Annotated in this window: 14 protein-coding genes, 1 rRNA gene and 1 pseudogene; 6 read left to right on the forward strand and 10 right to left on the reverse strand. The window is 42.3% G+C overall.

Annotation, left to right across the window (positions count from 1 at the left end; genetic code table 11):
* The 4 genes from B9T26_RS03905 to B9T26_RS03920 form a co-directional block, all read right to left on the reverse strand.
* Positions 1-96 (reverse strand): 16S ribosomal RNA (locus B9T26_RS03905); the annotation flags it as partial.
* 440 nt (positions 97-536) lie between these two features.
* Positions 537-1610 (reverse strand): DUF6670 family protein, encoded by a 1074-nt coding sequence (locus B9T26_RS03910; RefSeq protein ID WP_086198495.1) that lies wholly within the window; start codon positions 1608-1610, stop codon positions 537-539.
* Between the two features lie 38 nt (positions 1611-1648).
* On the reverse strand, positions 1649-2476 hold the full coding sequence (gene pssA, locus B9T26_RS03915) for a CDP-diacylglycerol--serine O-phosphatidyltransferase (RefSeq protein ID WP_086198496.1): 828 nt from the start codon (positions 2474-2476) through the stop codon (positions 1649-1651).
* Between the two features lie 45 nt (positions 2477-2521).
* Complete coding sequence (locus B9T26_RS03920) at positions 2522-3379, reverse strand: 23S rRNA (adenine(2030)-N(6))-methyltransferase RlmJ (protein ID WP_086198497.1); 858 nt, start codon at positions 3377-3379, stop codon at positions 2522-2524.
* A gap of 116 nt (positions 3380-3495) precedes the next feature.
* Between B9T26_RS03920 and B9T26_RS03925 the strand changes: the two genes are divergently transcribed.
* Positions 3496-4098 (forward strand): 2OG-Fe(II) oxygenase, encoded by a 603-nt coding sequence (locus B9T26_RS03925; protein WP_086198498.1) that lies wholly within the window; start codon positions 3496-3498, stop codon positions 4096-4098.
* Positions 4099-4173: 75 nt separating this feature from the next.
* Entirely contained in the window at positions 4174-4701 is a 528-nt protein-coding gene (locus B9T26_RS03930; RefSeq protein WP_086198499.1) for a hypothetical protein, read from the forward strand.
* 111 nt (positions 4702-4812) lie between these two features.
* Here the strand turns inward: B9T26_RS03930 and B9T26_RS03935 are convergent, their stop codons facing one another.
* The 6 genes and pseudogenes from B9T26_RS03935 to B9T26_RS03960 all read right to left on the reverse strand — a co-directional run bounded on the left by B9T26_RS03935 (position 4813) and on the right by B9T26_RS03960 (position 9757).
* On the reverse strand, positions 4813-5073 hold the full coding sequence (locus B9T26_RS03935) for a DUF2789 family protein (protein WP_086198500.1): 261 nt from the start codon (positions 5071-5073) through the stop codon (positions 4813-4815).
* Between the two features lie 105 nt (positions 5074-5178).
* A pseudogene (locus B9T26_RS03940) lies at positions 5179-5398 on the reverse strand (DUF2789 family protein).
* 94 nt (positions 5399-5492) lie between these two features.
* Positions 5493-5771 (reverse strand): DUF2789 family protein, encoded by a 279-nt coding sequence (locus B9T26_RS03945; protein WP_086198501.1) that lies wholly within the window; start codon positions 5769-5771, stop codon positions 5493-5495.
* Positions 5772-5940: 169 nt separating this feature from the next.
* A complete protein-coding gene (locus B9T26_RS03950) occupies positions 5941-6927 on the reverse strand; it encodes a malate dehydrogenase (protein WP_086198502.1) in 987 nt (328 codons plus the stop codon).
* 167 nt (positions 6928-7094) lie between these two features.
* Positions 7095-7751: a ribonuclease I gene (locus B9T26_RS03955; protein ID WP_086198503.1), complete on the reverse strand. Its 657-nt coding sequence runs from the start codon at positions 7749-7751 to the stop codon at positions 7095-7097.
* Between the two features lie 32 nt (positions 7752-7783).
* Positions 7784-9757, reverse strand: coding sequence for a lytic transglycosylase domain-containing protein (locus B9T26_RS03960; RefSeq protein ID WP_086198504.1), 1974 nt, complete (start codon positions 9755-9757; stop codon positions 7784-7786).
* A gap of 355 nt (positions 9758-10112) precedes the next feature.
* Here B9T26_RS03960 and miaB point away from each other — a divergent pair, with 355 nt between their 5' ends.
* The 4 genes from miaB to B9T26_RS03980 all read left to right on the forward strand — a co-directional run bounded on the left by miaB (position 10113) and on the right by B9T26_RS03980 (position 13716).
* A complete protein-coding gene (gene miaB / locus B9T26_RS03965; RefSeq protein ID WP_086198505.1) occupies positions 10113-11567 on the forward strand; it encodes a tRNA (N6-isopentenyl adenosine(37)-C2)-methylthiotransferase MiaB in 1455 nt (484 codons plus the stop codon).
* Between the two features lie 39 nt (positions 11568-11606).
* On the forward strand, positions 11607-12680 hold the full coding sequence (locus tag B9T26_RS03970) for a PhoH family protein (RefSeq protein ID WP_086198506.1): 1074 nt from the start codon (positions 11607-11609) through the stop codon (positions 12678-12680).
* A 19-nt stretch (positions 12681-12699) separates the two neighbouring features.
* Entirely contained in the window at positions 12700-13179 is a 480-nt protein-coding gene (ybeY, locus tag B9T26_RS03975; protein ID WP_086198507.1) for an rRNA maturation RNase YbeY, read from the forward strand.
* 108 nt (positions 13180-13287) lie between these two features.
* On the forward strand, positions 13288-13716 hold the full coding sequence (locus B9T26_RS03980) for a hypothetical protein (protein WP_086198508.1): 429 nt from the start codon (positions 13288-13290) through the stop codon (positions 13714-13716).
* The last annotated feature ends 7 nt before the right edge of the window (positions 13717-13723 follow it).

Here is a 13723-nt window from a genome sequence, read left to right on the forward strand (position 1 = left end):
CTAAGTTATGGTGCAAGCACCACAACTCCGCTCGACTTGCATGTGTTAAGCCTGCCGCCAGCGTTCAATCTGAGCCATGATCAAACTCTTCAGTTTAAAATCAGTAGTAGCTTAAAGGCTACCAATCTTGGCTCATCAATTTTCTGACAAATATTTCTCAAATAAACTTCGAGTAATTTCTACCATCAATCAATGAAAATAATTTCGATCGATCAACCGGTAAAAATCCACACAAGTTGTTCTTCATAATCTCTTAATGATCTTCTTGCTGGTTCGTCACCAGCAAGCTAGGTCGGCTATATTACTCTTTATTTCTAAAGAGTCAACCGGTAATTCAAATTATTTTTAAACTTTCTTTCTAAAACCCAACCCAATCAATTTTAACTAAGTTGCTGTTTTATCAGAAGTTTTAATCTTCATCACCGCCGATGGATGTGCATTCTACAGCATTTCAGAACCAACACAACCCCTATTCCGCTTTATTTTTCAAATTATCTCCCAACTGTTTATTTATTCTTCAAAATAGAGGGGTTTTCTTATTTTTTGCATGCAAAAGGTACAGGATTGGCTAATTCATCGCGCATTTTTTCTTGTTTATTTTTTTCTTGCCAAGTGAGTGAGCGGCAATCGATATATTCACAATAACCACTTTCACCCGTTTCTTCATGCTGATTAATGCGAATTTGATATTTAAAGCTGCCCACATAACCTGCTGCCAAGCCAAATTTAAAATCTCCACGGCTTTGTGCCTGTATGGAAATGCAGGTGCCATCTTTACCTTCATAGCCCCACTCAAACTCTCTTGGCAAATACATGCTTTGTCCATTCGGTGTTTTTACTTTGGGATAAACCCGATGCACCTTAAAGCGAACATTCTGATCAAACATTTGTGAAACACCTGTTTTCCCATCTCGCAAATATAGACGTGACTGCAAAATACCGTTGAAAGAATCTCGAATTTGAGCCAAAAGCAGTTGGCGCTGATTTTCCAGATTAATCACCTGATAGGTAAAAAATGCTAAAGGCAAATAGGGGAAATTAATCGAGCGTGCATATTCAAAACAGCCCATTTGCTGAATTTCAAATTTTTGTTCTTTATAAGTTATCTGCCCTTCACATTGACACATTAAAGACCAGTGATCTGCGAGCCCCATACGCAACTGGGTGAAATAGGAAATAATATTGCTGGTAGTAATCGATAAATCGAAACTCAGCTCTTTATCTTTGCGCTGTAGACGAAAATGAGGAAAAGTTCCGCTCATCGTTTCCCGGTCTGAAAACTGAAAATGCTCTTTTGTAAAAAGACAGTCCTGTCCTACCGAGTAAGAATTAAATTGTCCCACCATATGCGGGCTAATACTGGCAATCGTGGTTGCAGTATCTAAGGCGGTGGTATGGATGGCACTTTCATTGCGCAGCATTGCCGCATTCGGCTGACCGATCAGACTAATGAAATTAAGATAATGGAGGGGTGCAGGTAGATTAGGGATCATCAAACCTTGATGGATGATTTTATAGCGGCCTTTTTGCGCATGATATGCCAAGCGCGACTGAAGTGGAGCCTGATTGAGTTGTTTGGAACGATCAAATAAATCTTGAAACAACTGCATATCTTGCTCCTTTTATTTTCAGTATAACGTTCTCTTTTTTATATGGCGGTATTTTTTCTCGCAAGGAAAGTGGTCACAAAACCAGACAGTGCATAAATGATGGAAATCACCATAATCCCTACAGGAATATTATAAGTAATCGCAGCAAAGATAAATACAGCGATCGGCAACACAAAAAATGGAACGCGTTTGCGATCAAATGTTTTAAATGAATAGTATTTGATATTGGAAATCATCAGTAATCCTACAGCAATGATCGCTATAGCATTAAAGAGCTGAATACCAAATTCGCGTACATCAAAAATTTGCGGGAAATCTTGTGCTACCCAAATCAGGGTAATAATAATGACGGCGGCTAATGGACTTGCAACACCAATAAAATAGCGTTTATCGACCACACCTATTTGTACATTAAAGCGTGCCAAACGGAATGCTGCACAGGCGGTATACACAAAACAGGCGGCCAACCCAATCCGTCCCAAATCGTGCAGACACCAGCTATACATTAAAATAGCCGGTGCCACACCGAAAGCAAGCAAGTCTGACAAGGAATCGAACTGTTCGCCAAACGGGCTTTGAGCACCAATTGCACGTGCTACCCGACCATCCAAGCCATCAAACAACGCCGCCAGAAAAATGGCATAAATGGCGTGAATAAAATCACCATTCATACTGGCAGTAATAGAATAAAAGCCAGACAGTAAAGCTGCCGTGGTAATCAGATTCGGCCACAGATAGATGCCACGACGTTTCACCTTTTGTCCCTCATGGGTATGCTCTTCTTCCTCCACTTCAAAGGTGATGCCATCAAAACCATGTTCATCACGTGTAGAAGATTCACTTTCAGGTTTGTTTATACTTGTCATTCTTGTCGATCCTAACTGTAACCGTATCTCTTTCAAACGTATAACTTATTCGCCAACCAACCAACGGACAGCGGCATGTCCACCATTTTCACTCATGCGTAAATGCGGGAACAGCCATTGTAATGCTTCATCCGCATCTTCAGAAAATTTCCAAGGTGGGTTAATCACAAGCAAACCACATCCATTCAAGCCCACTGGAGTGTCATCTGGCCACACACAAACTTCACACACCAATTGACGGCGAATACCGGTTTTGATCATTTTCTTTTCAAAACGCTCAATCATGGCGCGGTCTTTAATCGGATACCAGACTGCAAAAACACCGGTAGGCCATTTTTTGTATGCAGCAACCAACAATTCTACCAATTGTGGAAAATCTTTACGTTCCAATTCGTAAGGCGGATCGATCATTACCACGCCGCGCTTTTCTTTAGGCGGAATTACACCAAGCAAGCCTTCATAGGCATCACGTTCATGTAGGCCAGCACGGCGGTCACGAACATTAAAACGCAGCTGTTGAAACACGTCGGGCTGCATTTCAAAAATAGTCGCTTTATCTATTTCGCGCATGCCTTCCAAGGCAAACCATGGTGAACCCGGATAAGCCCCTTTACCTGAAACTTCGCGAATATCCTGAACAATTTTAAGATATTGCTTTACGCCTTCAGGTGCATTACGAATAATTGAATCATCAAGCTTGATTAAACGATGAATACCATTTAAAAACTCGCCTGATTTCTGTGCTGCAGAAGTCGATAAATCGTATTTACCTGCCCCACCATGCGTATCGACATAGCGATAAGGTTTATCTTTGGCATTTAAACGTGTTAAAAGTTGCAGCAATAACACATGCTTCATGACATCGGCAAAGTTGCCTGCATGGAAATGGTGACGGTAATTCATGTTTCTTTAATTCCTGATATCAACCGATATTTTAGCATGAAAAAATGTTTCGTTCCGCAGGATATCTTGCTCTAGAATACGCCAGCATTTTCCTATCCTATTTTGAGTCTATCTGTATGGATGCAATTCACCTCCCAAAGTCATGCAATGTTGATCAAATTATTGAAGATTTAGATCAGCAAGGCTTTAGCATTATTGATGATGTTTATCCTCAGGATTATGTCCATGCTTTGGCTGAAGAATGCATTTCTCATTTAAATCAGTTTAGAGATGCTGCCATTCAGAACGGTGTAATCAGCAAAATTCGTAGCGATCATATTTTATGGATTAATGAAGATTTAGAAAAAGCCCAACAGCACATACAAACCCTGCAAGGCTTGGCCGAACAACTGAACCGCGCATTTTTTCTAGGCATTCGTGAAGTTGAAGCGCATTTTGCCTGTTATAACGCCGGTGAGTTTTATGCCCTGCACCGCGACAATCCACAACAGAAAAATGACCGTGTGATTTCGGCAGTCTACTATTTACATGAAGACTGGCAGGAGGATTGGGGCGGTGAATTACGTTTGCAGGACAAGCAGGATCAGTGGCACATCATTCCGCCAAAACCGAACCGCATTGCCCTATTCCAAAGTGATTTATTGCATGAAGTGATTAAAGCCAAGCATCAACGTTTGTCCATTACCGCATGGTTACGCAGCGGCAATTCCATTTGGTAATTAACCCCCAGAGGATGCTTTAAATCTGGAAAAACATCCTCATATAGCAATCATAGACAGATGAGGATGTAACCGATGCGGGAAAACACCCAACAGATTATTCAACGTATTGGCGAAACCGATCAGTTGTATTTACAAGGAAATACGCCAAAACTTGCCTTGGAACGTGCTGAGTTACGTATGCAATTGGTTACACTCAGTATCGTGCGTCAGGAACAGCTTCATTTCCTGCAAGAAGCCGTAGTATTGCTTGAACAGGGCCGTATTGAATTTGAAGAAATGCCCCTAAGTTTATATATGAACTTATCCATGCATTTGGCCAAAGCCTATATGCTGTATTTTGAAATTACCAAGGAACAAAGATTTGCCTTAATTACCCAGCAAATCTTAAAACCCATTACTCATGATCAGTATGGGGACGTTTATTTCTTCCTGGCCTATGCTTCTGCGGCCAAAAGTGAAACAGCATTAACCCGACATTGGCTCACCAAATACAGTAAAACTGCTGATTTTGACTTAATCCTGCTACAACAACATCCAGCCTTCCACCCATTCCGTGAACACGACTGGTTTGTTAATTTAGTGAAAAGTAAATTGCATTAATTATTGATGCAGCTGTAAAAAACGCCTCCAATGAGGCGTTTTTTTATGATCCGCTCCGCTTAAAAGTTCCTTCTTCGGAGCAAGTTTTAAACCCCACTTGTATATAAAAAATCAGGCAGGTTGTAGTTTCGTGGCATTCATATGTAATTGCTGGTTCAGCTCATCAATCAACATGACCCACTCATCTGCGTCTTCCACTAAATAGCGAATTAAAAACTCACGCTGGGACTTACTCCAGAATGGAGCATCATGCAGGTTTTGATGCGCTGGTAATTGATGGGTACGTATAAAAAGCTCAATAGCAGCAGGACTAGAAGCGAGTCCTAATTGTTGAAATAACATTCCAAAGGTCGGGTTATTATTCATCGGCATCACAGACTCCTTATCAACCAAACTGTCATTTATTATTCAATTAACTTATAAGATATTGATAAAAAAACCTAGTCATAAAACTAGGTTTGTTGTTTCAATTTGTGTTCACTGATGCGTTGACGTTGAAAGCCGGTCTTCGGTATGCAATTGTTCATTTAAGATATCGACCACCATAGCCGATTCATCATCCCTTTTTTCAATGACTAATAATGAAATTATGCTGTGCCTGTGTCCAGAACGGTGCTGTATGTCAAGGAACATCCATGGTCAATTGATGAGTCTCTATAAACTGTTGGATTGCTTCTAGACTCACCTCCAGACTCAATTGTTTAAATAGAGTCTAAAGTGAGACTGTTGTTCTAATACCATTTAAGACTCAGATAATAATGAATAACCTTTAAACCAGAAATAATAAAATATTATTTCTGGTCATGCACAGGTACGTCACATGCTCCGGAGCCTTCAGCATCCATATGTAATTGTTCATTAAGCACATCAACAAAAAGTGCCCAATCATCATCTTCTTTCCAATGACCAATCAGAAAATCGTGCTGTGATTTAGACCAGAACGGGGCTTTATGTAACGGAACATCCATACCAATTTGATGGGTCCGGATAAACTCATCAATCGCTTCAGGGCTTGAATCCAGTCCCAATTGTTCAAAAAAAACTTCCAAAGTTGGGCGTTCTTCTAACATCTCGTGTACCTCAGCTTTTATTGATGATCTTGTTTATAAGTTAGACAAAAAACTTGAATAATTCAGTTATCCCTCCATCACAGCATGTTATTTTTTGTTCCATAAACATGATGCAACAAAAAAAGCACTCCAAATGGAGTGCTTTTTCAACTTAATCTAGAAGATTAAATTATTTAAGCATGTCAGCAATCGCTGCGCGCTCTTCTTCAAGTTCGTTCAATGTAACATTGATACGCTCACGGCTGAACTCATCGATTTCAAGACCTTGAACGATTTTGTATTCACCGTTTTCAGTAGTCACAGGGAAACCGAACATTACGCCTTCAGGAATACCGTAAGAACCGTCAGAAGGAATACCCATAGTTACCCATTCGCCGTTTGTGCCAAGAGCCCAATCGCGCATATGGTCGATTGCAGCGTTAGCAGCAGAAGCAGCAGAAGAAAGACCACGAGCTTCAATAATTGCAGCGCCACGTTTACCAACTGTAGGAAGGAATACGTTAGCATTCCATTCTTGGTCGTTGATCATATCTTTAACGCTTTCGCCGTTGATAGTCGCGAAACGGTAGTCAGCATACATTGTTGGAGAGTGGTTACCCCAAACTGTAAGTTGTTTGATGTCTTTAACCGCTTTACCAGTTTTAGCAGCAATTTGAGATGCAGCACGGTTGTGGTCAAGACGTAACATAGCTGTGAAGTTTTTCGCTGGAAGATCTGGAGCAGATTTCATAGCGATATAAGCGTTAGTGTTAGCAGGGTTACCTACAACAAGAACTTTAACATCACGGCTAGCAACTTCATTAAGTGCTTGGCCTTGACCAATAAAGATTTCGCCGTTTACTTTAAGAAGATCAGCACGTTCCATACCTGGACCACGTGGACGTGAACCAACCAATAACGCGTAGTCAGCATCTTTAAATGCAACTTTAGGATCATCAGTACCGATCATGTCCGCTAAAAGTGGGAATGCGCAGTCTTGAAGTTCCATCATTACGCCTTTAAGCGCTTGTTGAGCTTTCTCAAAAGGAACTTCTAACAATTGCAAAATAACGGGTTGGTCTTTACCAAGCATTTCGCCGCTAGCAATACGGAATAATAGGCTGTAACCAATTTGACCAGCAGCGCCAGTAACGGCAACGCGAACAGGTTGCTTCATGTAATTATCTCCAATTGAGGATAGTCAATGCGATTAAATAATCAATGTTTAATCTAATAATCATAAACGCGAAAGATTGTACTCCAATCCTTTTCGATATGCATTGAAAAGAGAATGAATTTCAACAAAAGTCTGATAGGAAATATAAATAAAATATATAAAAAAGCTTAGTAAGAGCCTTTTATTATGAATAAATTAGGACAATTATTTTCTACCGCTACTGAGCATTGCTTGTACTGTCCGTTATTTTTATAGCAAAGTCTCACTTCGGTCAGAATGGCATTTCCCTGAGAGGTCGCACAGTTAAATTTTATTGCACTGGCAGGTAAACTCGAATTTAAACGCAAAAAACCTAACCGAAGATTGGTCTGATGCATGGTTCGCGTTTCAGGACTGGTCAACTCAGCCGGGACTTTAAGACGTTCGGCATAATTAATGATGGTACGAAAATATTGACTTGAATTCATTTTCACACATCCACCGATTCCCCGCCAAAGCTGCACACGGGCATTTTCATCTGGCATGATACGTGCCACGACTTTCGCCTGTAAGGGAGATAAAGTTGCAGAAGATGCGGTCCTACACTCGGTTTCAGAGGTTTCCGGATACAGACCGGAAATATTCAGCGAATAACCTTCCAGACATTTCCGCTGTTTTGATTTTTGAGCATCAAACATACATACCGCAGGGGTCATTTGCACAACCATGACATAACCCTGCAAAGGTGCAGCAAAAATTTGAGGTGCAAACAGCCCTAGTCCAGCACCGCTCACCCCGAACAGTGCCCATCTTGCTAAAACTGAAGTTTGCCCAAAAAATATCATCAACAAGTCAGACCTATCAATAAAATTAAAGTTTAAGGATTTATTCTCAATGGAATGATATTCATTCTTTTTTCAATCGATTGCGCCCCTTCTCCAAGCAATACCCCATAATGCGTTGCATTGGTCATCACATGTTTTACATAATCACGCGTTTCAGTTAAGGGAATGGATTCTGTATATTGGTCTGCGGCAATGGACTGAGCGTCGGGTTGCCAGCGACGTGCCCGGTTTGGCCCCGCATTATAGCCAGCCGTTGCCAGCACAGGGCTATTGCTGAGCTGGTTCTGAATCATTGATAAATAAAAAGTGCCATAACGAATATTGGTATTCATATCGGTTAAAGCTGCCGGGTTATAGGTTTCACCCATTTGGCGGGCTACAAGTTTTGCCGTATCCGGCATAATTTGCATTAAACCGCCTGCGCCCACATGCGAGCGTGCCTGCGAAACAAAACGGCTTTCCTGACGCATCAGGCCATATGCCCATGCAGGATCTATACCAGCATTACGGCTATGGCTGACCACATAGCTTTGATGTGGCATGGCATAACGATAAGAATAGTTGTGTTTGGATTCGGTACGGTCAGCAGCGTAAATGGCCCGATCATACCAACCCATATCGGTCGCACGTTTTGCAGCGGCAAGCAACAAGCCATCATCATGTTTTAAATAGGCCTGTCGCACCGCCCAGTTCCATTCACGATTCACATAACTATCGGGTGCATTTACCCGGCGTAAAGCAAAAGCACGGTTGAAATGAATATTTTGGCTTAAACGCTGCACATCACTATTGGAAGGTTGAACATTATTGGGAATATTATTGTAACTCTGACCTAATTTATCTCTGGCCAGCAGATTGTGGTAATCATCCCCTTGTGCCAACTTTTTAAAAATTTCTTGCGCTACACGTTTAGATTTAGCATCGCCACGTTGTTCCGAAGCCCGTGCCAACCAGTACTGCCAGCGATCTTCCTGTTTCTGGGTCACACTCATGGCATCAATGGCCCGAATCAAACTTTCCCAGCTACTGAAACGGATGGCCTGACGGGCATAAACTTCCGCTTCTTCTGCACTAAAGGGCAATCCATAACTGGCATCCAGATAATTCAGCACTTCACGATTAAAGTTGTTTTTCATCACTGTGGTACCGCCAATATAGCCCACAGCACGGTATAGTGCTTTTTGCACTTGCAGCGGTGTCCCTTCTGCTGCATTTTTTACCGAAGCCATTGCGGTATTTAAATCACTATCGGCCAAACGTCCTAGGGCATAAATCAAATAAGCCTGATCTGCACTGGTAGCTTTAGGCGCAGTCCATAAATAATTTAAAGGATTGGCCTGAATTTGATTGAGCTGTGCAAGTGACAGACTCACACCCAGACTTTGTGCAGTTGCCAAAGCCAAACCAGACTGGCCTGCGCGCAGTTGTCCCCATAGGCGCTGCTGTCTGTCCTGCTCGGTCATGAGTGGGCTAGATAGCATCATCCGTCCTAAACCGGTACACGATTCAGGTTGTGAACTGGTAGCGAGCCAAACATCCTTATATTCAGCAAAAACCAGAGGATCGCCCGATTTTGCACGAACTTGAGCAACCGCACAGCTTTCTGCCTGATCCGGATTGGTCACATACTGCAAAATTGGTTGTGCCGTCGCAAAATCTGCCTGCTTTACTTTTTCTTCGACATAATCGGCAGCCAGTTTTTCAGCCATTGCAGATTGCGGATAACGCTGGGCGAAATTAACAATATTACCAGCCGGCTGATTGGCTAAATTGCTATTCAATGACCAATATTCGGGATAATAGCCCAGCACGTCATTTTGCATCGACATCTGATATTGTTGCAATAAACCGGTATTTCCAGAATTAGCAGCCCGCAAAGCATCATTAAACTGTTCATCGGCTGCATGGGAAATTGAAATAAAACCGCTAGATGCCAAACTTAAAGCAAGCACTTTATAATAATTTTTATTGATTTCCCGATTAAACATATGCTTGCCTTCTGTCATTTAGTATTGCCTTGGTCGCATCTAATCATTTTTGAATAGTTTAATTATTATTACACTACTCTACTGTTCTGTTGTGTAACCTTATGATTAGACAATATTAATTTTCAATCATTTTTACTTCACAAATCAATATTCTTGTAGCTTTATTTATATCTATAAGTTTAGCTTCGATTCCTGCTAAAATATGCGCCTTTCTTGTATTCAAATCGCAATTTTTCAAGATTGCAGCTAGCCTCATCTTTCTCAATCAATGCCATTAAGTATTGAAATAAAAAAGGAAATATTGCTCGCTCATCCGACTTGATCGGGTCAATCTTGAATGGCAATTTCATCGATTTATCCTTTAGGAGCCTACATGACGGTTCAAACCTTCATTCCAAATAGTGCCCAAGCTGCTTCAGAAAACACTGTTACCCAGCCACAGCACACCCCAGCCGACGGTTCAGTCAAAAAACTGTATATCGAAACGCAAGGGTGTCAGATGAATGAGTATGACAGTCATCGTATGGCAGACCTGTTGGGCGATTCACACGGTTATGTGTTAACGACTGATCCAAAGCAAGCCGATATTCTGCTCATGAATACCTGCTCGATTCGTGAAAAGGCCCAGGAAAAAGTGTTTTCCGAATTGGGTCGCTGGCGCAAGCTGAAAGAAAAAAATCCTGATCTGGTGATTGGTGTTGGTGGTTGTGTCGCTTCTCAGGAAGGTGACAACATTCAAAAACGTGCACCCTATGTCGACATGGTTTTTGGCCCGCAAACCTTGCACCGTTTACCGCAAATGCTGGATCAGCATTCTGAACAAGTAGAAAAACCAAAGAAAGATAAAATCAAGCTGGTGGATATTTCTTTCCCGGACATCGAAAAATTTGACTTTTTACCTGAGCCACGTGTTGAGGGTTATAAAGCGTTCGTATCCATTATGGAAGGCTGTTCAAAATACTGTTCGTTCTGCGTGGTGCCGTATACCCGTGGTGAAGAAGTCTCGCGTCCTTTAGATGATGTGCTGGCTGAAATTGCAGGGCTGGCGGAAAAAGGCGTACGTGAAATTTCTTTGCTCGGCCAAAACGTCAATGGTTACCGCGGTGAAACTTTCGAAGGTGAAATCTGTACTTTTGCAGATTTACTTCGTCTGGTGGCTGAAATTCCGGGTATTGGCCGTTTGCGTTATACCACTTCTCATCCGCTTGAATTTAACGATGACCTGATTCAATGCTACCGTGACTTGCCACAAATGGTATCTCACCTGCACTTGCCAGTACAAAGTGGTTCAAACGATGTACTGAAAGCGATGAAACGTAACCACACCATTGACGTGTACATCGATAAAATTGCCAAGCTTCGCAAAGTCCGTCCGGATATGCATTTATCTTCAGACTTTATTATTGGTTTCCCGGGTGAAACCGATCAGAACTTTGAAGAAACCTATCAATTCATCAAAGAACTGGATTTCGACCATTCTTACAGCTTCATTTATTCAAAACGCCCGGGTACACCAGCGTCAGATCTTGAAGACAACACCCCTGAAGATGTGAAAAAAGAACGTCTGGCCAAAGTTCAGCAATGGATTAAACGCTCAAGCATTGATAAAACAGATGCCATGCTCGGCACCATCCAGCGCGTATTGATTGAAAACGTATCCGATAAAGATCCGAACCTTTTGGTCGGTACCGCAGACAACACTCGCCTGGTCTCTTTCATTGGTGATCCGGCCTGGGTAGGACGTTTTGCAGAAATCGAAATTACCGAAATTAAAACTTTGAATTTTGTTTACGGTGAACTCTTGAATCTTGAGCCTGACGTGGCGTAATGTAAGGTGATCGGCTAGACCATTTTATAAGGAATTCTCTTGACTGCAGCGATTCGGCGTACAGTAACTTTTCCTGGTGTTTCGATGGAGCGTTTGAAAGGCATGCTCGGTGCTTATAACGGTCATTTGAAACAAATCGAACAACGTTTAAACGTCAATATTTCCCATCGAGGCGAAGCCTTTTATATTGATGGTGAAATCGATGCAGTAGAGAGAGCAGAAAGCCTCTTGATGCGTCTACATGAAGAAACCGAAATTAGCCCACAAGTGAGTGCAGATACTTTGCATCTCATGATTCAGGGCAGTCAGACTGACCGTGAATTACAAATCGATCCTCATCAGGAACATACCGGTCTGGATGAGGTCTGGCTGCAAACCCGTAAAGGTCGAATCAACCCGCGCGGTGCCAACCAGAAACGCTATGTACAACGCATTTTGCAAAGTGACATCTCGTTTGGTATTGGTCCTGCAGGTACAGGTAAAACCTATCTGGCTGTAGCAGCTGCGGTGGATATGCTGGAACGTAATGAAATCCAGCGTATCCTGCTGGTGCGCCCTGCGGTTGAAGCCGGTGAAAAACTCGGTTTCTTACCGGGGGATTTAAGCCAGAAAATCGATCCTTATTTGCGTCCACTTTACGATGCCCTGTATGAAATGCTGGGCTTTGAAAAAGTGGCCAAACTGATTGAACGTCAGATTATTGAAGTTGCGCCCCTTGCCTATATGCGTGGCCGTACTTTAAACCATTCTTTCGTAATTTTAGATGAAGCGCAAAATACCACACCGGAACAGATGAAAATGTTCCTGACCCGTTTAGGTTTTGGTTCACGTGCGGTCATTACCGGTGACATCACGCAGGTCGACTTGCCACGCGGTCAACAGTCCGGTCTTTCACATGCCTTACGTGTGCTGGAACCGGTAACTGAAATTCATATCACTCGTTTCCATTCTCGTGACGTGGTTCGTCATCAGCTGGTACAAAAAATTGTCGAAGCCTATGAAGGATGGGACAGTGAACAACACCGTCTTAATGCTGAAGCACGGGCAGAACGTAAAGCGCGTCAGGAAGCATTGATTGCTGAAAATGATGCCGCTGCCGATGCTCAGGATTAAGATGTTTTAAGGATTCATTTTGAAACTTAACCTATCACTGCAACAAGATTTCCAGTCCCCTGAACTGGTACTGAAACGTGCTTATATTAAAAAGGTCATTGAAACTGCACTGCGTTTTATTGATGTCGATCAAGACTGCGAGATCGGCATTGCCTGTGTAGACAACGCCGAAAGCCATAAGCTGAATCTGGAATATCGCCAGAAAGACAAACCGACCAATGTGTTGTCTTTTCCAAGTGACATTCCAGAGGAAGTTTTACCAATGCTGGATGCTCTTCCAATCGGTGACTTAGTGATTTGTATTCCTGTGGTTTTACAGGAAGCCATTGAGCAAAACAAAACCCCGATTGAGCATTTCACTCATATGCTGGTGCATGGCACATTGCACTTAATGGGTTATGACCATGAAACTTCAGATGAAGATGCCGAAGAAATGGAAGCATTGGAAATTGAAATTCTGGCCAAGTTAGGATTCGATAATCCCTATACTGAACAGTAGTTCTTGCATCCCGGTTTTTTAAACCCGATTAATTTCGATTAGTCGGGTTTTATTTATGCCAGATAAGCATAAAATCTTAAAATCCCCTCTAAAATGGCGGAAGAAATAATGAACAGAATTATTTCCCGGCTTTTCCTCATTTCAGCGTTATTTCCTGCATGTCAGCTGTATGCCAATGATGCACTGCTCAATAATAAACCGCCCAATAATGAACCACTATGTAAAGAAGTAAAATTCCTGCAGGCAGCAAATGCCTGGATAGGCCATTATTATCTGGAAGGCGTGATGGAAGTCGGCTCTGAGCTTTTACTGGAACCGGACGGCAAGTTTAAATGGTATCTGGCAGTGGGTGCTTTAGACCAATATGCCGAAGGAACATGGTGGAAAAATGGGGAGTGCATTGGCTTAAAAGCGGCGCCCCAATATCGCCAATATTTAGAAATCTTCCCGACCCGCCTCGACCTTTCGGAAACCGGCTTAAATGCGACATGGCCAGATGGGCATCAAAAAGGACAATATGTATTAGCGTCGCATTAAAATCCCA

Source organism: Acinetobacter sp. ANC 4169 (genome assembly GCF_002135355.1).
Lineage (GTDB): Bacteria > Pseudomonadota > Gammaproteobacteria > Pseudomonadales > Moraxellaceae > Acinetobacter.